The organism is Nocardia ninae NBRC 108245, from assembly GCF_007990755.1.
GTDB lineage: Bacteria > Actinomycetota > Actinomycetes > Mycobacteriales > Mycobacteriaceae > Nocardia > Nocardia ninae.
On record NZ_BJXA01000005.1, the window covers coordinates 85,274 to 105,548 of the forward strand.

Here is a 20,275-nt window from a genome sequence, read left to right on the forward strand (position 1 = left end):
CGAGCTCAGGTAGTAGATCACGACTCCTTGCAGCTGAGACATTGGGTGGCTGACGTACGCAACCTCGTTTAGTTATAGTTAACATCGCGAACCTGAACGAACAACGGCACCATTCAGGCTGGATTGCCATCAATTTGCTACTGATCATTCTACGTGAAGATGAGGGTGAGCAACCACATATATACCCTTTGGGTATTATTAGAAAACTATGATGATTTAATTACGTTCCTCGATGCACAGGACAACGCATTCTGCTAAAGCACCTTCGTAGCTTCCGATCCGCAACCGAACACCGGCAAACCCGCGCGATGAATGTCACCTCGGCCGACTTGGCTTGCGCCCGTTGGGATTCAACGGTCACCCCGGCCGCACCGCAGGCCTGAGCACCGTGTGCGGGTGGTTGTGCGCCCGCTTACAGTAGGAGAGCGCAGCCCGGTTATGTCCGAGTGAGCGGCACCGATGTGTAACAGTTTTGCCGCTACGGAAGACGCACTGGGTGGGATTGGGGCAGCCCGCGCGCCGGTCGAAGCTACAAGCCATAGGGAGTACTAGATAGATGCACGTTCGATGAAGCTTTCCGCACTACGCCACACCGCTACGCTGCGGACCACCGTCGTCGCGCTCGCCGCCATGCTGTCCGCGAGTCTGCTCGGCGCTACCGCCTCGGCCGAACCGCAGAAGCCCTCGGCCGTCACCTCCATCACCAAGGAGGGGCGCACCTGGCACCTCAAGGTGTACTCGGCGGCGATGAACACCGAGATCCCGGTCGACGTGCAGCGTCCGGCCGACGAGGGCAAGTCGGCACCGAACCTCTACATGCTCAACGGCCTCGACGGCGGCATCGGCACCGCCAGCTGGCAGGCGCAGACCGACGCGCTGCAGTGGCTGGCCGACAAGCAGGTCAACGTCATCTCGCCGATCGGCGGTCGCGGCAGTTACTACACCGACTGGCAGAAGCCCGACCCGGCGCTCGGCGTGAACAAGTGGAAGACCTTCTTCACCGAGGAACTGCCCCCGCTGCTGGACCAGACGCTGCAATCCACCGGCCGCAACGCGCTCGCCGGGCTCTCCACCTCCGGCACCTCGGTGCTGCAGCTGGCCGAGGCCAAGCCCGGCCTGTGGAAGTCCGTCGCCGCCTACAGCGGCTGCGCGCAGATCGCCGATCCGGCCGGTCAGCAGTTCGTGAAACTGGCCACCGAGACGTGGGCGGGCGGCAACACCGAGAACATGTACGGTCCGTCCAACGACCCGCAGTGGGCGGCGAACGACCCGGTGATCAACGCGGAGAAGCTGCGCGGCACCCTGCTCTACGTCTCCAGCGGCAGTGGTATCCCGATGCTGGACGACGTCAAGTACTACCTCGGTAGCGCGCCCGGCCCGACGGGCGTGGCAAACCTCGGCCTCGGGGTGATCATCGAGGCGGCCGTCAACGGCTGCACCGCCAATCTGAAGAACAAGCTCGATTCGCTGAACATCCCGGCGACCTACCAGTTCAACCCGGTCGGCACGCACTACTGGCCGTACTGGGAAGAGGCGTTGCACAAGTCCTGGCCGCTGCTGGCGCAGGGTATGGGCCTGACTGCCTGATCGCTCAACTGTCTCCGATGGCCTGCCACCGCCGCACCAGGCGGTGGCAGGCCGTTTTCAGTTCCGGTGGCTCCACTTCGGTGAGTTCGGTGTCGAAGGTGGCGAGAATGCCCGCGACACCGGCCCAGGACCAGGCCCCGAGGGTGAGCCGGCAGTGCTGCGGATCGAGGTATTCGACGACCGATCCGCCGGGCGCCCAGCGGGCCACCGTCTCGGCCGCCAGCCGCAGGCGTGCGGTGCCGACGCATTGCCACTCGGCCGGAGTGTCGCCGCGGTCGTGGCTGGTCATGACGAAGTGGGCGACGTCGCCGCCGGGGAGATCTCGCGGAGTGAACGGCGTACCCGTCGGTGTCTGGAGGTGCAGGCGGTCCACCCGGTGCACGCGCCAGGTGTTATCCGCGAGGTCGTAAGCGACCAAGTACCAGCGCCCAGCCCAGACCACCAGGTGGTGGGGCTCGACGCGGCGCGGTGGGATGAAGTCGGCATCGCGTGGATCGGGGCGCGTGCCGTCGGCACGCAGCGATTCGATGACGAGCACGTGCTGGTGGCGCACCGCTCTGCCCACTGTTTTCAGCGCATCCGGCGCGATGGGCGGACCAGGGAACTCCCAATAGTTTTGCAGCCTGGTCAGCCGCAGCGATTCCATGGCCGCGCGCAGTCTGGCGGGCATCACCTGTTCGAGGGTGTCCAGTGCGCGAGCGGCGTCCTGGCCGAGGCCGAAAACCGTGCTCGGGGCGGTCTGCAACGCCACTGCGACGGCGATCGCCTGCTCGTCGTCGAACAGCAGCGGCGGCAGGGTGTGACCGGCGCCGAGCTCGTAACCACCGGTAGGCCCGTGCACGGTGCGGATCGGGTAGTCGAGCAACCGCAGTGTCTCGATGTCGCGCCGCGCGGTGCGTTCGCTCACGCCGAGCCGGTCGGCGAGTTCGGGCAGTGACCAGCGTCGGCGGGTGGCGAGCAGCGACAGCAGGCGCAGCGCTCGGCGGGAGGTATCGGCCACCGGCACATGATGACCGATAGTGGCCGTTCGGTGTCCACTATCGGTGGCAGTCTCGCGTCCGAAGGTTGTTCGACATCGACCAGAGGAGCCGAAACAAGATGCGCATCATCGTCGCAGGGGGTGGGATCGGCGGGCTCGCGCTGGCCGCCGGTCTCCGCCGAAACGGGTTCGACGTGGCGGTTTTCGACCGCGACACCGACGTGGCCGCGACCGGTGGGTACCACATCACGCTCGACGGGCGGGCGCAGTCGGCGCTGCGGGAACTCGTCGCGCCGGAGATCTTCGAACGGTTGCTGGCCTCCGCTTCGGCGCTGCGGTTGCGGGAGCCGGACGCGCTGTGGGATCGGCGCGGGCGACTGCTCGGGCACGGGCGAGATCTCAGCGGTGACGTCAGCGTGGACGTCGACCGGATCACCTTGCGGACCCTGCTGGCCGAGGCGGTCGGTGCCGATCTGCAGCTGGGCCGAACCGTCACTGCGATCGGTCTGGCCGAGGACGGCACACCGCAGGTGATGTTCGCCGACGGGGCACCTGTTCGAGGCGATCTGCTGGTGGGAGCGGACGGTGCGCACTCGCTGGTAGCTCGCCACCTCGCCGGCGGACCGACCAACGCTCCCGCCGGCATCATCGGCTTTTCCGGGCGGACTTCCGTGGGCGATCTGAGCTCGGTCGAGCGGCAGCGGCTCGGAGCGCGGTCCGGGCTGGCAATCGGCCCGCGGGGTGCGGCGCTGTACATCGGCTATCTCGATCCGGCGGGTAATGCGGTGCTCGATGCCCCCGGGCTTCGGGCGGCGGTCACGGTCGGGCCTACCTATATCTGGGGGGCCATGTTTCCCGAGTCCGCCGCTACCGACGCGATGCGTGCGGCTCCCGGCGAGGTGCTGCAGAAGGAGCTGCTGACCTGGTTCCGCCGAGTCGGCTGGAGTGAACGTTCGCTCGAGGTCATCGCTCGTGCCGACCCGGACAGTGTTGCCGCGTTTCGGTTCAACGCGGCGTCGACTCGGGCACGAGACCTCGCGCCCTGGCCGGCCGGCGTCATCACCGCGCTCGGCGATGCCGTGCACGCGACCCCGCCGACCGCGGGGATGGGGGCTGGTGCGGCCATCCGCGATGCCGCGAGTTTGGTTGCGAATCTGTGTGAGGTCGCGGCGGGAACTACCGCGCTCACGGTGGCTGTCAGTCGGTTCGAGGCGGACATGCGGCTGCGCGGTAGTGAGGTGCTGACAATGGCGATGAAGACGGTTCGATGGATACTGGCCACCGATACCCGGTTCGGAGCGGGTGCGGTGGTTGCGGCTAGCCCGCTTCTGGCTGCTGCCAACAGGATTCGGCGGAGCTGACCGCAGGTTCTGCGGCGCGGCTACTCGGTGGAGTACTGGCCGCGGTCCTGCTCGACGAATGGTGGCTCCAGGCAGGTGCCACCCCGTCGTAGGCCGGGCGTGCGTCCATAGCCCCTGTTACTGCGCGGGCGGGCTCCACCGCCGCGCCAGTTCATCGAGGCGGTCACGGATTCGCCGAATCCGTTTGTTCGGAGCGGTTTTCGGCGAGCACAACGAAACCGACAGCAGGCTCAGTGGTGCCCGCGTGGGGTGCGGCGCATGTGCGCGCTGCAGGACGGCGCCGAGTTCTGGCCCATATCCCAGATCGACCACGATTTGATCGGTCCGATATTCGATGCGGTCGGCGATCGGGATCAGCACCAGCGCCACTACCTCGGGTATCAGTCGCAGCAGCACGGCGGGGGCGAGGCCGACGATCACCGTGGTCGCCGCGACCGTCGGGCAGGCGACGAGCACCCTGCTGAATACGGTCCAGCCGACGGAGAAGACCCGGGAGCCCCGCGCGGGCAGCCGTCGCGCGATCGCCTCGCCGACGGCTGCCAGCCCGAGACCCGACATCAACGCGCGCTCGATCCAGATGACAGGCAGATTGTAATGGCGAAACACCAACTGCCAGAACGTCAGTCGCCCCTGCACGCGTTGCGCGAGCTGATGCGCGAGCACAGCTTCCAACTCACGCGGTTCGAGCAGGCGCAGCGATTCCGCGGGCACCGCGATCGTTCGGCCCGGCACCACAAACCGCCGATCCTTCTCCCGCACCCACAGCGTGTAGGACGCGGCGGCCACACCGGCCTTGTACGCAACATTCTCGAAAGCAGGAACCAGCTTGCGCGGCTCGTCGGACGTCGGCCGCCGCAACCCGACCAAGCGCGCCACCCACCGGCGGTCCGAGCCCCGGGCACACACCGCGGACCAGACCGCACACCCCAGCAACCAGGCCGCCGCCAACGCACCCGGCAACTCGACTCCCGCCGCACGGCCGAGGCCGTACAGCAACACCGTCACCAACGCCGCCGACGGCACCGCCGACAACAGCAGCACCGTCCACGCCCGCACCCGATCCGCCACAGACCGCCGGGCCACAGCAGTTCCGCCTGGGTAATTCGCCGCAGCGATCACTTCGGAGGTCATGCCCGACGGTACAGCGGATGCCGCCCGCCCCGCTGAACCGGCAGTGACCGTTCGGTGGCCATCCACTTGCGATTCGCACACATCCCGCCGCACCCTCCCGCACTCTTCGACACAAAGTTGAGCGAGGTCACACCGCAGCGACGACGGCCCACCATGCCACAAGACGATCGGCCAACCCATCCACCCCGTAATGCTCCCGATGATGATAAGGATTCAGCCCGAAATGCCCCTCGAGCTCAGTCCACAGAAACTCACTGACCTCAGCCCGCCCCGCCCCCGCCCCCAACCTCGTCAACAACGGAACGATCAAACATTCGTACTCATCGTCCACCAGATCAGCCACCCCGACCGGATCCCATTGATTCAGTAGGTATTTCAGGTTGTCCTCGACCTCCCCTGCCCACACACCCACATCGTTCAGGACGCGCCTTTCGACCGCAACATCACGCAGCTGAGCGACCGAGTCGGGCCTCGGGAGCGCGACAGTTCGCACGTGCGGATGCTATGTGGGCTGATCCCCCGCGCCGTATGCGCGAACGGCGGGGCACAGCGCCTATCGTCACTGCGATGAGCGCACACTTCGAGGAACTCGGCTGGCAGCAGACTGCGATGGGGGAGATCAGTTTGCGGCGGCGGTTCGATCCGACGGCGCGCACGGATGTGTTCGAGGTCAAGCTCGGGGATGAGTATTTGATGTCGAGTTTGTTCACTGTGGCGGAGCGTGAACTTGCTCGGCTGGGGCTTGCGCGCACTGTGGGGGCGGAGCTGGATGTGCTTGTCGGTGGGCTCGGGTTGGGTTATACCGCGCAGGAAGCGTTGCAGGACAAGCGTGTTCGGGCGCTTACGGTGATCGAGTACTCGGCTGCGGTGATCGACTGGCACAATCGTGATTTGTTGCCTGCCACTTCGGGATTGGCCGCGGACGATCGAATCACCTTGGTATGTGCCGACTTTTTCGCGGCGGCGGCGAGCACCGTGGGATTCGACCCCGGACATCCGGGGCGGACCTACGATGCGATCCTGCTGGACATCGATCACTCGCCGCGTCATGTGCTGCATCACCCGCACGCGCCTTTCTACACGCGGGACGGGCTGCGGGCGCTGTCTGCGCATATCGTCCCGGGCGGCACGTTCGCGCTGTGGTCCGATGACGCTCCGGACGACGAATTCCTGGCCATCCTCGAATCCGTCTTCACCGATGTGGCATCGGAAGAGGTCGCCTTCGACAACCCGCTCACCCGCGGGCGGTCGACCAACACGATCTATCTCGCCACCCGCGCCTGACGGGCAACCGCATCATTGTCCGCGCGGGATGACGTGCAATTCCACCTGACTCAGTTGTCCCGCATGAACAGTCGCGGTCATGTATGTGTGCTCGGGCTGCCTTCGCCGATCCGTCGGCGAGCCGGGATTGAGTAGCCGTAAACCGTTGTCCGCGACGGTGTCCCATGGAATGTGACTGTGCCCGAACACCAGCACGTCGGTGTCCGGGAAGTCCCGAGCGCACCGCTGCTCGCGACCTTTGGCTGCCCCGGTCTCGTGCACTACCGCAAGTCGCACCCCGGCCAGTTCGGCCCGGGCGATCTCGGGCAGCCGCGCCCGCAGCAGCGGTCCGTCATTGTTGCCGTAGACGCCGATCAACCGTTTGCTGCGCACCTCGAGCCGATCCAGCAACCCCACCTCGACCCAGTCACCCGCGTGCACGACGACGTCGGCCACGTCGACCGCTCGCCACAGCTGCTCGGGCAGATCGCGCGCCCGCTTGGGCACGTGCGTGTCGGACATGATGAGCAACCGCATGCTGTCCGGTGTAGCACGGGTGGCGGCCGGTGCGGGTCAACGCAGCCGGAGGATATTGATCGGCCACCAGAACCATCGACCGGTCAGCGCGGCGATGGCGGGTACGACGAACGAGCGGACTATCAGCGTGTCGAGGAAGAGCCCGATGCCGACGGTGGTGCCGATCTGAGCGATGTTGTGCGCGTAGCTCACGAGCATGGCGAACATCGTCACACCGAAGACCAGCCCCGCGGTGGTGACCACCCCGCCGGTATTGACCATCGACCGGATGATTCCGGTATTGATCCCCGCCGAGAGCTCTTCCTTGAATCGGCTTACCAGCAGCATGTTGTAGTCCGCCCCGACGGCGACCAAGAAGATAAAGGACACCGGCGCCACCGACCAGTGCAGCGGGTTACCGATGATGTGCTGCCAGATGAGCACGGCCAGCCCCAAGGCGGACAGATAGGACAGCGCGACGGTTCCGATCACCGCGATGGCCGCGACGAGACTGCGCAGCAGCAGCAACACCACGCAGAATACGAAGGCGAACGCGGCGACCACGCTGGTGATGAAGTCCTCTCGGACGAAGGCCTCGATATTGAGCAGCGTGCCGCCGGGCCCGCCGATGCTGACCGTGCTGCCGGCCAGCGAGGTACCCTTCATCGCTTCCAGCGCCGTCGGAATGATCTTGGCGCTGAGATCCATGGCCTCCCGGCTGAAGCCCTCCATCTGCGGCGTCACGATCATGCGGGTCACCTTGCCGTCCGCCGAGAAGAAGAAGGGCAGTGCGCTTTTGAAGAGCGGGCTGTCGAACGCTTGGCTCGGCAGGAAGAAGAATTCGTTGGGATCGCCTGCGGTGAAACCCTTTCCGACTTCGTCCAGGAATTGGGTGATCTCCGAGATCTGCGGGAGCAGGATATTCAACGTGCCCTGCAGCGGCGCGAGCACGCCGGTCACCTGGCCGATGAACTCCCGCAGGCTCGCGACCTGAGCATCGAGCTGCGGAAGCGCTTGCGCGGCAGTACGAACGCCGCTCACGAGCCCGTCGACGGTGTTGTCGAGCCGCCCGACATCGTCGAAGAGGGAGAACCCGGTGAGCGCCGCCTGGCAGGCGCGGACGTCCTGGCAATTCGGGATCGAGCTCACCATTTGCTTTGCGGGCCCGGCGGTATCGCGAATGGAGTTCAGCTTGTCGACGACACCGGCGACGGCCGACTGCAACGCGACCGCATTGCCGTTCACCTGGGCGAACCCCTGTTCCCCGGTATCGAGCGCGCCCTGCACCCCTTTGATAGTGAGGTTCAACTGGTCGATGCGCCCGGCAAGGCCGGTGAGATCATCGAGCCGCGGCGCGAGCATGTCCTTCAGCTGGGTGAACCGGTTGCCGATGTAGCCCGCCTGATTGGTCAGCGTGCCTTCCTCCAGCGGAGTCGTCAGCGGCCGGGTAATCCCTTGCACCGCACTGACTCCGGGCACCTTCAGCACCGCGTTGGTGAGCTTCGCGAGTGCGATCAGATCGCCGGGATTGCGCAGATCGTGATCGGATTCGACGAGAAACATGCTGGGCGCCATGATGTTCGGCGGCAGATGACGATCGGCCGCCGCGATCCCCAGGTTCGCAGGCGAATCGCTCGGCTGCGCGATGCGCTCGTTGAAGCTCGGTGCGAACGTCGGCAGCACGAGAATCGCGAGCACCAGCACGGTGAGACTGGCCACCAGAACCGGCCCGGGCCAGCGAACGACCGAGGTCGCGATCCGCCGCCATCGCCGCTGCGACGACTGCGGACGTGGCTCGAGAAAACCGAGCCGACTGCCGAGCGCCAGCAGGGCGGGCCCCAGCGTCAAGGCCGCAGCGAGGGTGACGCTCACCGCGATCGTGCACGGCAACCCGGAGGTGCTGAAGATGGCGAGCCTGGTGAAGGACATGCAGGCGGTCGCGCCCGCGACGGTGATGCCGGAGGCGACGATGATGTGCAGAACCCCGTGCAGCGCGGTGTAATACGCCGTTTCGGGGTCTTCGCCCGCGCGCCGGGCCTCTTGATATCTACCGAGCAGGAAGATGCCGTAGTTCGTGCCCGCGCCGAGCACGATCACCGCGAGCAGCGCGGAGGCGAAGATGGAGACGCCGATGATCTGCTGCTCGCCGAGGTAGGCCACCACCGGCCGGGCCACCGCCAAACCCATCCCGACCGTCAGCAGCGGCATCGCCACCGTGATCGGCGAGCGGTAGACGCAGAGCATCACCGCGCCGACCAAGCCGGCGCACATCATGATGAGCAGCAGCATCGAGTCGTTGATCGAGACGAGTTCGTCGTTGACGACCGCGGACGGACCCGTCAGGTGCACTTCGATGCCCGGCGGCGGTGGATAGTCGGCGATGATGTCCCTGGCCGCCTGGGTGGATTCCATGGCCAGCGCCGTGCCCATATTCCCGGCCAGGTTCAACAGCACGTAGGACGCTTTGCCGTCGGAACTCTCACTCGCCGGGGAGAAGTTCGGATTGGACCACAGGTCCATCGCGGAGTTGACGTGCTTCTTGTCCTGCGTCAGCCGGTCGAGCAGCGCCGAGTAATACCGGTGCGCGTCATTACCGAGCGGCGCATCCCCTTCCAGCAGCACATAGACGAAATTGTTCGTCCCCGCCCCGCCGAACGAATCGCCCATCTTGACGATCGCTTGCACCGAGGACGCCTCGTCCGGCAGAAAGGACCTGGCGTGCCCGTTGACCACCGTCTCCAGTTGCGGGACAAGAAGATTGAGCCCGCCGGCGAGGAGCAGCCACACCGCCACTATCGGCACCGAGAACTTGTACAGCAGCCGCGCGGGCAACGGCCGACCCGGCGCGCGGCGCGCAAGCTTCCGGTCGAACGGCACCGAGAACTCTCCGCGCATCCTGCCGAGCACCTCGCGCACACGGATCATTCGCTCGCTCATGAGACCGGCACCGTGCAGTTGACCGCGGCAAACCGCCCGTTCGCCACCTGCGCGTCCCGGGCTTGCCCGTCGATGACTATCCGGCAGGAGACCTGGTCGGCTTCCGATTGCGCCACGATGCCGGTGGCCAGGGTCAGTTTGCGAGTGCGCAAGGAAGTCCGCCACGGCAGATCGGCGGAGACGTCGTTGACGTTGCCGTGCTCGTCCAGATACGACAGCCGCACCGGTGTGCCCCGCGGACCGTCGATCTCGTAGTCGACGACCTTCTCGCTGAGTCGCCCCAGCACCGGGGGCACGCTCGAATGCCCGATCGCCAGGTCCGGGATCTCACTCAAGCGCAACCGGGCGATGAATATGGCCGTCAGACCCAAAACCAGGAATACCACGCCGTATACCCAGGCACTCTTCATGACGTTCTCCGCTGTCCGTTCGAACCCTTCGACCGCATATTTCCGTGACGCACGGTAACAGATAAAATCAAACATAGGCAATATGCCATATGACATAGCTCGGCTAGCGCGCTGACCACTGCTTTTGATCTGAAACTCCGGCCAAGACCGGCACTCCTGCGCCTTTCAGCCCCGCAGGATCAATCCGTCGGGCACCCTGGTCTCGCCCGCACACTGCGCGACAACAGCACTATTCGGCGGCGCGACGGCCACAATCTGCTCCCCCGGATCGGTTGCAATGATCTCCGCGGGCAAGTGCAACCGCGCGACGATCCCACTGATCGGCGACGCGTTGAGCTCGACCTCGATACCGAGCCGCCGCGCCAACCGCCCGACCACGTACAGCCCGACATAGCGCGTCGGCGCGACGACGAAGTCCTGCTCGCCGCGCAGCCGCGCATTCGCCTGCGCCAGCTTGTCCGACGGCATCCCGATGCCGTGATCGACGACCGCGAGCAGATACCCGGACGCCACCATCCGGCCGTAGATCTCCACCTCGACGTCCGGTGGCGAGAAGGCGAGTCCGTTCTCGATCAGCTCGGCGAGCATATGCGCCAGACCGGTGACCGCCCCGCCGGCGATCGCGACCTCATCGAGCCGGTGCACCACCACCGGGTGATAGTCGGCCACCTCGGACAGTCCGGCCCGGATCACGTCGCTGAGCGCGATCGGCTCGGCCCAGCGCCGCGGGCTCGCCTCGCCGACGAGCACCAGGAGATTCTCCGCGTTGCGACGCATCCGGGTGGCCAGGTGGTCGAGCTCGAACAGGTTGGACAGCTCCTTGGGATCGAGTTCCGTGCGCTCGAATTCGCTGATCAAGCCGAGCTGGCGGCGGACCAGATTCTGATTGCGGCGCGCGAGATTCGCCAAGGATTCCTCGGTGTTGCGACGAACCAGCGCCTGCTCCGAGGCCAGCGCGAAAGCGGTGCTCTGTACACCGTCCAATGCTGCTGTCAGGGCGGTGATTTCGGTGCTGGCGCCGGGTGCGGCGCGCACCGGCTCGGGCGGGAGCGGCTGGGCACGGTCGGCCGCCTGCCAGGCGGCAATGATGCGTGGCAAGCGGCGATCGGCCACGTCGTCCGCATCGGCGGCCAGCATTGCCAGCGGGCGCACGATTGCTCGCACGCTGACGAAAACCAGTGTCGCCTCGGCGATTACCGTGATCAGCGCCGCAAGCAGGACACCGCCGAGAATCAGCGCGGCATGCTTACGCAGCACCGCCGCGCGCTGCCGGACATCGTCGCCGATCACCTGTTGCACGCTGCGCTGCGCATCGATGACCGCCGTCATCTGCGCCCACCAGTCCCCCGGCGCCACCGAGCGCAGCAGCGGTCCATTGTAGGACGCGACGGCGATCTGCTCGGATTCCGCTGCCTCAGTGGCATTTTCACCATGCAGCACGGCGTCGAGCAGCCGCTGCTGACGGTCCGTCGCGTACAGCGCGAACGCGGCGAGGCCCGCCGTCTTGGCGGCGCGAATCTCCAGGAATTGCCCGTACTCGTCGGGCTGGAACGCGTTGGCGGTGAAGACGCCATTGAGGAAGCCGCGCTCCTTGGCCGTCTGTTCCTTCACATCACCCAATGCGTACAGTGCTCGCAATCCGTGCCGGATCTGCTCGTCGCGCGCCGAGTCGAGGCCGAGCGTCAGCCGATTCAGCACGCTGATGCCGTCGGTATAGAACTGAAAGGCCGCCTGCCTGCTGACCCGATGGCCGTCGATCTGCGCACGTGTCGTCGCGAGGGTCGCGAATCTGTCTAGAGCCGAACGTAATTGGTCCCCATCGGCGGTTCCTGCGTCGAGTGTGTCGATCGCCCGATCGGTGCTCACCCGTTGGTCGGCCAATGCCTGCTCGAGACCGGCAGCACCACCCAGCAACCCGTTGCTCAGGCCACGCTCCCGCTGTATCTGCTGCACCAGATCCTGTACCGCCAGTGCGTGCGACACCGCGGTGACGGTCGCACCGCTCTGCCGATAGGAGCCGACCTCCCGGACCACGATCACCCCGAGCGACACCGACACCAAGACCAGCGAAACAATCAGAATTCGCCCCAATTGCCCACTGATGTTGCGCGGTCGAACAATTCGGCTGCGCCCAGCCGAACGGTCGCCAGCCGACCCAGCGATGATTTCCGTTCTGCTGCCGGAATTTTCCGATCGTCGACGTGAACGCACAGCCAGCTCCTCCGCTTTACCGAAGCGATCGCTTCCCGGTGAGCACGGAAAGTCAGGTGCAGCCTCTATCCGCACCACCCACCTGTCAACGCGAAGAACCGACAAATCAGGCACCCGTTACATTTCTAAACACGCTGGTAATCAACCATTTTCGACATGTCGATTCCCGCACAGCGGGCCGGCGGACGCGGTGAGGTTCTGCCGCGGGCCGTTCCGGCATAGGGTTTCCCTATGACGAGCAACCCGTTCTTCGAGCGCAGCACGCTTCCCTACCAGTTGCCGCCGTTCGCCGAGATCGGCGAGGAGCACTACCTGCCCGCGTTCGAGCGCGGCATGGCGGAGCAGCTCACCGAGATCACCGCGATCACCGCCACGGACGAGGAACCGACGTTCGGCAATACCGTCGTGGCCCTCGAACGCTCGGGAGCGCTGCTCACCCGGGTATCGAACGTCTTCTTCAACATCGCGTCGTCGGACTTCACCCCGGGGACCGAAGCGATCGAGGCCGAGCTGTCGCCGCGGCTGGCCGCGCACCGCGACGCCATCCACTTGAACGCGGACCTGTTCGCCAGGATCGAATCGCTCTACCGACGCCGCGCCGACCTGGACCTCGACGCCGAGGAATTGCGGTTGGTGGAGCAGTATCACCTGCGGTTCGTCCGGGCGGGCGCCGGCCTGGACGCGGCGGGCCAGGCCCGGTTACGTGAGCTCAACACCGAAATCGCGGCGGCGACAACGGAGTTCGGGCAGAACAACGTGACGGCCAGGAACGCCGCGACGGTGATCGTGACGAACGTGGAGGAACTGGCCGGGCTCAGCCCCGCCGAGGTGACCGCCGCGGCCGAGAACGCCCGCTCGGCAGGCCACGAGGGCGCATGGGCGCTGAGCCTGCAGAACGTCTCCAACCAGCCCGTCCTCGCCGAACTCGCGGACCGGGACCTGCGGCACCGGGTGATGGCGGCCTCGCTGGGGCGAGGATTGCCCGAGAACGGCAACCTCGCCGTCCGGATCGCCGCCCTGCGCGCCGAACGCGCCGCGCTGCTCGGATACCCGGACCACGCCGCGTACGCGGTAGCCGACCAGACCGCGCGCACCCCCGAGGCCGTCGAGGAGATGCTGGGTCGGCTGGTCCCGCCCGCGGTGGCCAACGCCGAGCGCGAGGCGACCGAGTTGGCGGCGGCGATGCGCGCGGACGGCACCGACGACGAACTCCGCTCGTGGGATTGGCAGTTCTGGTCGCAGCGGGTGCGGGCCGAGCGGTTCTCGCTGGACGCCGAGGCCTTGCGCCCCTACTTCGAACTCGAGCGGGTGCTGCGCGACGGGGTGTTCTTCGCCGCCGAGCAGGTGTACGGGATCACCCTGCGCGAGCGCACGGATCTGGTCGGTTACCACCCGGAAGTCCGGGTCTTCGAGGTGTTCGACGCGGACGGCAGCGCGCTGGGGTTGTTCCTCGGTGACTTCTTCGCGCGGCCGTCCAAATACGGCGGGGCCTGGATGAACGAGCTGGTCAGCCAATCCCGGCTGCTGGAGACGCAACCGGTGGTGGTGAACAACCTCAATATCGTGAAGCCACCGGCCGGTGAGCCCGCACTGCTCACCTGGGACAACGTCCGAACGCTCTTCCACGAGTTCGGGCACGCGCTGCACGGGCTGTTCTCGGATGTGCGCCACCCGTTCTTCGCCGGTACCGAGGTGCCGCGCGACTTCGTGGAGTTCCCGTCGCAGGTGAACGAGGTGTGGATGGTCCGGCCCGAAATGCTGGCCAACTATGCCCGCCACATCGAGACCGGCGAGCCGATGCCCGCCGAGCTGGTCGAGCGGATGACCGCGGCGCAGCGGTTCGGCGAGGGCTTCCGGACCGTCGAGTATCTCGGTGCGACGCTGTTGGATTGGGCTTGGCATCGCGTGCCCGATGCCGAGGCGCTGGCCGGGGCCGACGCGGCGGCGTTCGAGGCGGAAGCCCTGCGCAAGGCCGGACTGGCCATCGAGGCGATCCCGCCGCGGTACCGGACGGGTTACTTCGCGCACATCTTCGCGGGCGGATACGCCGCCGGGTACTACTCCTACATCTGGAGCGAGGTGCTGGACGCGGACACGGTGGACTGGTTCGACGACGGTGCCGCGTCGATCCGGGAGAAGGGGGCGGCCTTCCGGCGCGAGCTGCTCGCCAAGGGCGGGTCGGTGGACCCGCTGGCGGCGTTCGAAGCCTTCCGCGGGCGTGCCCCCGAGATCGAGCCGCTGCTGGCCCGCCGCGGGCTGATCTGAGGCCCGATAACGGCACGGCGGCGCGCGCGGGCGGCGTACGCTCCGGAGGATCGCTGCTTCCTGCACGAATTCGGTTGCGACATAGCCCGTTTGGAAACGATCGAGGCGGGAATGTCGCGAACACCCGGCCGGACCGCACCGGGGAGCCGATCCAGAGGAGCCCTGCTCGTGACACGAACCGCACTCGCCTTCGCCGCCGCCACCGCAACCGCGCTGCTCGGAACCGCTTCCGCCCAGGCCCAGGCGGACGACACCCCGCCGACCGTCGGAGGTGGCTCCGGCATCCTGGTCGACTCGAAAGTCGGTTGCACCTTGACGACCATCGGTAAGGACAGTGCCGATCGGCTCGTCGGTTTGACCGCCGGGCACTGCGGGGAGCCGGGCTCGGTCGTCGTGGTCGAAGGCGATCCCAACGGAGCGGCGGTGGGCCGGTTCGTCTACTCCGACCGCACGCTGGACTACGCCGTCATCGAGTTCGATGCCCAGCGCGTGCATCCGGTGCGCGGCGTCGGCGGCACCACCATCACCGATCTCGGTGCGCCCGCCCAGTTTCCGACGGTCGTGTGCAAGCGGGGCAGCACCAGCGGGACGAGCTGCGGTGTCGTGTGGGGCGATGTGCGCGCCGCAGGCACCGAGACCTGGACCCAAATGTGTGTGATGAAAGGCGATTCCGGTGCGCCGGTGGTGGTCGGCACCACACTGGTCGGCATGGTGAACGCCTACCTCGGCGTCGGCTGCCTCGGACCGCAGGTCGGCACCAACATCAGCGCCATCATGAACGACCTCAACGCGCGCGGCGGTGTCGGCGCCGGCTACCAGCCGCTCTGACCTACCCCCTACGGCAGGTAGCGCGCCACCTGCGGGACCGCTTCGGCAAGGTGTTGGGCGTATATCCCCTCACCGATCCCGAGGAAGTACCAACACTGCGGTGTGCGAACGAGTTTGCCCATCGCCAGCCCCGTGTGTTGTCCGCCGCTGAGCAGATAGCGGGTGATCTCGAGGCCCGAGGTGGTGTCGAGTAGCCGGAAGTAGGCGTTCTCGATCTGCGCGAAACTCTGCCCCGAGTACGAGGTCACGAGGAAGATGACCGACGTCACCTCGGGCGCCAGCCGCGCCAGCTCGACGGTGATCACCTCGTTGTCCCCCGCGCCGTCCCCGGCCGGGCTGTCGCCGCTGTGCGCGATCGCACCGTCGCGCGAGACCAGTTGCTCGTGATACACGGTGTCCACCAGGACTTCCCCCGCGAAAACCAAAGCCGCCGAATTCAAGTCGAACCTGGTGCCCGGGGACACCGTGCCATCGAAATCGACAAGCAGGGATTGATCCGACGGATCCCACCCCAGCGAAACAGCAACGTGCTCCGGTGAGGTGCCATCGGGATTCTGCAACGGGAAGGACAACCGTGTCCCCTTTCTCAGGGGCGAGCACGGTATCCAGCTACCGCAACGCCGAACTATCTCCAACTGTGCTCAGGGCTGGCACCGGTCGCTCCCGCCCTGCCTGCTCATCATCGAGAAGCTCGTCACCGTTGACGCTGCCGGGTGCGCCGCCACTCCGGGTCCGGCCCGCATCTCTGCCGACCGAACCCGGAAACAGCCCGTCATCGGCCGCATACCCCGCAAACCACGGATTCAATCGCGCAGATTCGCCCCGCTCGCAATTCGACCGGTGCGGCGATCCGGCGCAATACTGTCGCCCCATGGCTACCCCCGACTTCATCCGCACCATCCGGGCCGACGCGGGCCGGCAGCTGCTGTGGCTACCTGGCGTCAGCGCGGCGGTCTTCGATGACGAGGGCAGGCTGCTGCTCGGGCGGCGCGCCGACAGCGGTTCCTGGGCGATCATCGGCGGGATGCCGGAACCCGGCGAACAGCCTGCGGCCTGCGCCGTCCGAGAGGTGTTCGAGGAGACCGCCGTTCACTGTGTCGCCGAGCGTCTCGTGCTCGTCCGGGCCACGCCGCCGCACACCTACCCGAATGGTGACATCTGCCAGTTCATGGATATCACCATTCGGTGCCGGGCCACCGGCGGCACGGCGCGGGTCAACGACGACGAGTCCCTGGAAGTCGGGTGGTTCGAGGTATCGGCGTTGCCGGACTTGCCCGCGCACGACTTGTTGCGCATCGAGCAGGCCTTGGGTGACGGACCCGCCTGGTTCGAACCTGCTCCCTGACAACCGGTTTCGCGGCAGGCGACTACTTCTGCTCGCAGGCGGTGACCGAACCTCGCGAACCTTGCCCCTTGATGGTGCAGGTGTTGGTGCCCGCACTACCATCGACGAGATTGTTGTTCACGTCGATGGTGATGGTGTCGTCGTCGTTGCCGCCGAAGATGCTGCCGTTGTTGGCGATTGCGGTGATGGTGTCCTTGCCGGTGCCACTGTTGGGATCGGCGCCCGCGGTGGGGTCGGTGCCGTCGCCGAGCACGACGGAGTCGGTGGTGCCCACCGTGCCGACGTCGATCTTGTCGTCGCCGTTGCCGCCGATCAGGGTGGCGGCGCGGGTGCTCGGGTCCTTGTTGAGCGAGGTCGCCGACAGCGCGTCGTTGCCGTCACCGCCGAAAACGCTTGCGCCGAGGTACATGTCGCCGGCCTTGATGGTGTCGTTGCCGTCGTCGCCCCAGAGTGCGGCGCCCGCGCCGCCGAGGGTGCCGCCGGTGACGAGGTCGTCACCGGGTCCGCCGTGGACCCAGCCGCCGGTCATCTCGTCCACCGTGATGGTGTCACCGGCCGCGTCCGGGATGGGTGCGTAGGCATCGCCGTAGATATCGGCGGCACCGACGGTTCGGTGGACCGAGATCGTGTCTTTGCCCGCTCCGCCGAACACGGCGTCCGGGGCGTCCGGCGCGGTGCCGCTCGGCGGGCGCTCGCCGAGGCTGACGGTGTCGATGGTGATGGTGTCGTCACCGTCGTCGCCGGATACCCGGCCGCCGTGTGCACCGGCGGCGGTCTCCGGCTTGGCCGGGTCGGGCTGGAAAACATAACCGACACTGCCGATTCGGAGCACGTCGTTGCCCGGCCCGCCCACGACGGCACCGTGGCGCCCGACATTGCCGCCGGGCCCTTTCTGCATGGCGGCATCGCAGGCCGCGGGCCGGTCCTGGCCGCCGACCGTGATCTCGTCGTCGCCCGGACCACCGTCGAGGACGCCGCCGTTGACATCGTCGGCGCCGAGTTCGGCTGCCGGACAGAGGAACCGGCCGACATTGCGCGCGGAGATCTTGTCCTTGCCCACGCCGCCGGATACCACCGCGCCCTCGAGGACGTCACCCTCGATCACGATGGTGTCGTCGCCCTCGCCCGCGTCGAGCACCGAACCGGCCGTGAGGTTGTCCGAACAGGTGATGGTGTCGTTGCCTGCCGTCACCGCACCTGCGCAGCCCGCGGGCAACCCCTCCGCCCGCACCGGAGCGCCCGCCAACACCATTCCCGCCAGTAATGCGGAGACTCCCACCATCGACCGTGCACCGCGCGCTCGAACGACCACAGTTCATCCTTCCGGTCTCACCGACAACGATGTCCGGCGTGCACGCCTCGAGTGCGCACACCGCCGGTTCGTATTCGAACCTGTGAGCCGTCCGGATCGGTCGGATCGCGTCAGCGGAGCGTTATTCCACCGGATCGGATTCGTAGACCGGGATGCCCCTGGCGTCCAGCATCTGGATGATGCCGACGAACTGATCGCGATCGCCGACGGCCTCGGGGACGTACTCATTGATCTCGGCGTGGGTGATGTACTTCTGTTCGTGCCCCAGCGCGATGAGTTCTTTCATTCCGGGATTCGCCATGCAATGTCTCCAGTGTCGGGTGGCCGAACGGCTGTCCGTCCAGGGACGGCCAAGGCTATCAGCGCGACCTGGGTGACGACTGAGATATCGCTGGACTCTTGATATTTGACTGCCGCAGTCCGCTGCACGACGACGCCGCGCTCGGCAGCAGGCGCCGCGTCGGCAGACGAGCAGCGAACTATTTGGCGATGGTGAAGCTGGTGCCGTTCTCCTTGATCGACCCGGGTCCGAGCTCACCATTCGTGGCGCCGATCGAATAACCCACCGGCTCGAATGCGGTCAACGGTTTTCCGTCGATCTGCACATTGGTGAAGGTGATCGGGCTGAATGTCGGCAGGGCGCTGTTCAACTGTCCTTCGACGATGATTTCCGCGCTCAACGCGGGGGCATCGGACTCCGCGACGGTGGTCCGCGTCCAATTCTGCGTCATATTCGCCAGTGTCATGGTGTACGCCTTACCGTCGAAGCTGACGGAGGCTCGCATTGTGTCGCCGGGGTTCGAGGTGACGTCCGGATAGATCACCGGGTTCGCCGGATAGGCCTCCCACAGCGCCATTCGATACGTCTGCTGGGCACACATCGCGGCGCCCTGGGCCGAACCGGTACCCAGCACCTCGCACCCTTCGGAGGCGGCCTGCCCTATCTGGCTGTTCATGCTCTGCGCAGCCTTGACCGCATTGCGGAACCACGCCGGATTATCGGCCACGGTGGCGCTGGCCAAATTGACGACCGCCAATCCCGGCAGCGAGGCGAGCGCGCCCGCCGGGCTGACGCAAATGGCCTCGGAACCGGTCTGCATCAACGGCAAGGCCTGCTTGCCGTCGACCAGCGTCCCGTTCAGCCCGACCCACGGCACAACGCGCTGGATCACGCCGGTGTCGGAGCAGGTGACCTCGGGTTCGACCCATTCCGCGCTGACGCTCTTGAAACTTCCCGTGACGACGTAACCGGCCCAGTTCGTGCCGCGGATGCGCGGCGGTGTCTGCTCCGATTTCGCACCCGGCGGCGACTTCGGTGCCGGTTTCGGCACCGGCTCGGGCGCCGCCTGCGCGGGCACCACCGAGGGCGAAGCCAGCACCACCACGATCGCCCCCACCACCGACGCGGCGAGACGGCTTCGAATTCGCGTCCGACCCGGGGTAGTCGTCATGAAGGGCCACGATAGCCGAAAAGTATGACCGAGTTGCGATGGCGCACCCTACGGACCACAAAAATTATCTCTATACCCGAAACCCGCGATTGTATTCATTTCGCGGACACTCCGGCGCAGCTGCGCCACATCGCCAGTTACTAGTGATTTGCTGAATTAGCACTACCGACTTCGAGATTCACCCGTGGATACGAAAGGACCGAATCAATGATGCGGTACTTCATTCCTACCCTCGCAGCAGCCGTCTGTGCCATTTTCCTCGGCGCCGCCCCGGCTGACGCCGTCGCCACCGACTGCGCGGCCCCCGATGCGCCACCGATTTGCGCGACACCGTCGAGCAGTTGGAAAACCCATCCGGTGGGTTCCTCGCTCTCGCTACCCAGGGCCGGCGTCAAGGCGCTGGCCATGACAATGGTGCCGCCACACCATTTCTGGGCGTTCGACAACATCATCACCCGGGAAAGCGGCTGGAATGTCTTCGCCGTCAATCCGGAGAGCGGCGCCTACGGCCTCGGCCAGGCCCTGCCGCCGCACAAGATGGGGACCCACGGACTCGACTGGGCGTTCAACCCGGTGACCCAGATCCGCTGGACCTACGACTACATGAACAAGCGCTACGGCAGCCCCATCGGCGCCTGGGAATTCTGGCAAGCGCACCACTGGTACTGATCCGCGACAC

The 20,275-nt window shown here is 66.4% G+C and carries 18 protein-coding genes; 7 read left to right on the plus strand and 11 right to left on the minus strand.

Translation table 11 applies throughout. The annotated features are described in order from the left end of the window. The first annotated feature begins 567 nt into the window (after nucleotides 1-567). Nucleotides 568-1,587: an alpha/beta hydrolase gene (locus tag NN4_RS06300; protein ID WP_147129000.1), complete on the plus strand. Its 1,020-nt coding sequence runs from the start codon at nucleotides 568-570 to the stop codon at nucleotides 1,585-1,587. Nucleotides 1,588-1,591: 4 nt separating this feature from the next. Here the strand turns inward: NN4_RS06300 and NN4_RS06305 are convergent, their stop codons facing one another. After that, a complete protein-coding gene (locus tag NN4_RS06305; RefSeq protein ID WP_147129001.1) occupies nucleotides 1,592-2,587 on the minus strand; it encodes a helix-turn-helix transcriptional regulator in 996 nt (331 codons plus the stop codon). 98 nt (nucleotides 2,588-2,685) lie between these two features. Between NN4_RS06305 and NN4_RS06310 the strand changes: the two genes are divergently transcribed. After that, the gene (locus tag NN4_RS06310) at nucleotides 2,686-3,927 is read left to right on the plus strand and encodes an FAD-dependent oxidoreductase (RefSeq protein ID WP_147129002.1); all 1,242 of its coding nucleotides are present in this window, start codon (nucleotides 2,686-2,688) and stop codon (nucleotides 3,925-3,927) included. Between the two features lie 117 nt (nucleotides 3,928-4,044). On the opposite strand, the gene NN4_RS06315 is transcribed toward NN4_RS06310, so the two are convergent. Continuing rightward, nucleotides 4,045-5,058: a M48 family metalloprotease gene (locus tag NN4_RS06315; RefSeq protein ID WP_147129003.1), complete on the minus strand. Its 1,014-nt coding sequence runs from the start codon at nucleotides 5,056-5,058 to the stop codon at nucleotides 4,045-4,047. 127 nt (nucleotides 5,059-5,185) lie between these two features. Continuing rightward, entirely contained in the window at nucleotides 5,186-5,551 is a 366-nt protein-coding gene (locus tag NN4_RS06320) for a hypothetical protein (RefSeq protein ID WP_222594998.1), read from the minus strand. 74 nt (nucleotides 5,552-5,625) lie between these two features. On the opposite strand from NN4_RS06320, the gene NN4_RS06325 reads away from it, so the two are divergent. After that, nucleotides 5,626-6,342: a polyamine aminopropyltransferase gene (locus NN4_RS06325; RefSeq protein WP_147129004.1), complete on the plus strand. Its 717-nt coding sequence runs from the start codon at nucleotides 5,626-5,628 to the stop codon at nucleotides 6,340-6,342. A 12-nt stretch (nucleotides 6,343-6,354) separates the two neighbouring features. Here NN4_RS06325 and NN4_RS06330 read toward each other — a convergent pair whose 3' ends face one another. From NN4_RS06330 to NN4_RS06345, 4 genes are all read right to left on the minus strand, one after another. Continuing rightward, the gene (locus tag NN4_RS06330; protein WP_147129005.1) at nucleotides 6,355-6,858 is read right to left on the minus strand and encodes a metallophosphoesterase family protein; all 504 of its coding nucleotides are present in this window, start codon (nucleotides 6,856-6,858) and stop codon (nucleotides 6,355-6,357) included. A gap of 36 nt (nucleotides 6,859-6,894) precedes the next feature. After that, nucleotides 6,895-9,732: an MMPL/RND family transporter gene (locus NN4_RS06335; RefSeq protein ID WP_246180738.1), complete on the minus strand. Its 2,838-nt coding sequence runs from the start codon at nucleotides 9,730-9,732 to the stop codon at nucleotides 6,895-6,897. Between the two features lie 38 nt (nucleotides 9,733-9,770). Further along, nucleotides 9,771-10,184, minus strand: a complete 414-nt coding sequence (locus NN4_RS06340) for an MmpS family transport accessory protein (RefSeq protein WP_147129006.1) — start codon at nucleotides 10,182-10,184, stop codon at nucleotides 9,771-9,773. Nucleotides 10,185-10,349: 165 nt separating this feature from the next. Then, on the minus strand, nucleotides 10,350-12,275 hold the full coding sequence (locus NN4_RS06345) for a sensor histidine kinase (RefSeq protein WP_246180730.1): 1,926 nt from the start codon (nucleotides 12,273-12,275) through the stop codon (nucleotides 10,350-10,352). Nucleotides 12,276-12,626: 351 nt separating this feature from the next. Here NN4_RS06345 and NN4_RS06350 point away from each other — a divergent pair, with 351 nt between their 5' ends. Both NN4_RS06350 and NN4_RS06355 read left to right on the plus strand, forming a co-directional pair. After that, nucleotides 12,627-14,660 (plus strand): M3 family metallopeptidase, encoded by a 2,034-nt coding sequence (locus NN4_RS06350; RefSeq protein ID WP_147129007.1) that lies wholly within the window; start codon nucleotides 12,627-12,629, stop codon nucleotides 14,658-14,660. 168 nt (nucleotides 14,661-14,828) lie between these two features. Further along, complete coding sequence (locus NN4_RS06355; protein ID WP_147129008.1) at nucleotides 14,829-15,488, plus strand: chymotrypsin family serine protease; 660 nt, start codon at nucleotides 14,829-14,831, stop codon at nucleotides 15,486-15,488. Between the two features lie 8 nt (nucleotides 15,489-15,496). Here NN4_RS06355 and NN4_RS06360 read toward each other — a convergent pair whose 3' ends face one another. Then, nucleotides 15,497-16,123: a TerD family protein gene (locus NN4_RS06360; protein WP_281289328.1), complete on the minus strand. Its 627-nt coding sequence runs from the start codon at nucleotides 16,121-16,123 to the stop codon at nucleotides 15,497-15,499. 236 nt (nucleotides 16,124-16,359) lie between these two features. On the opposite strand from NN4_RS06360, the gene NN4_RS06365 reads away from it, so the two are divergent. Further along, on the plus strand, nucleotides 16,360-16,833 hold the full coding sequence (locus NN4_RS06365; protein ID WP_147129009.1) for an NUDIX hydrolase: 474 nt from the start codon (nucleotides 16,360-16,362) through the stop codon (nucleotides 16,831-16,833). A gap of 22 nt (nucleotides 16,834-16,855) precedes the next feature. Here NN4_RS06365 and NN4_RS06370 read toward each other — a convergent pair whose 3' ends face one another. The 3 genes from NN4_RS06370 to NN4_RS06380 all read right to left on the minus strand — a co-directional run bounded on the left by NN4_RS06370 (nucleotide 16,856) and on the right by NN4_RS06380 (nucleotide 19,596). Further along, on the minus strand, nucleotides 16,856-18,145 hold the full coding sequence (locus tag NN4_RS06370; RefSeq protein ID WP_147129010.1) for a hypothetical protein: 1,290 nt from the start codon (nucleotides 18,143-18,145) through the stop codon (nucleotides 16,856-16,858). Between the two features lie 121 nt (nucleotides 18,146-18,266). Beyond that, complete coding sequence (locus tag NN4_RS44810) at nucleotides 18,267-18,446, minus strand: RNA polymerase sigma factor region1.1 domain-containing protein (RefSeq protein WP_159080163.1); 180 nt, start codon at nucleotides 18,444-18,446, stop codon at nucleotides 18,267-18,269. Nucleotides 18,447-18,624: 178 nt separating this feature from the next. After that, nucleotides 18,625-19,596, minus strand: a complete 972-nt coding sequence (locus NN4_RS06380; RefSeq protein ID WP_147129012.1) for a G1 family glutamic endopeptidase — start codon at nucleotides 19,594-19,596, stop codon at nucleotides 18,625-18,627. A gap of 207 nt (nucleotides 19,597-19,803) precedes the next feature. Between NN4_RS06380 and NN4_RS06385 the strand changes: the two genes are divergently transcribed. Beyond that, complete coding sequence (locus NN4_RS06385) at nucleotides 19,804-20,265, plus strand: aggregation-promoting factor C-terminal-like domain-containing protein (protein WP_246180732.1); 462 nt, start codon at nucleotides 19,804-19,806, stop codon at nucleotides 20,263-20,265. Nucleotides 20,266-20,275: the final 10 nt, after the last annotated feature.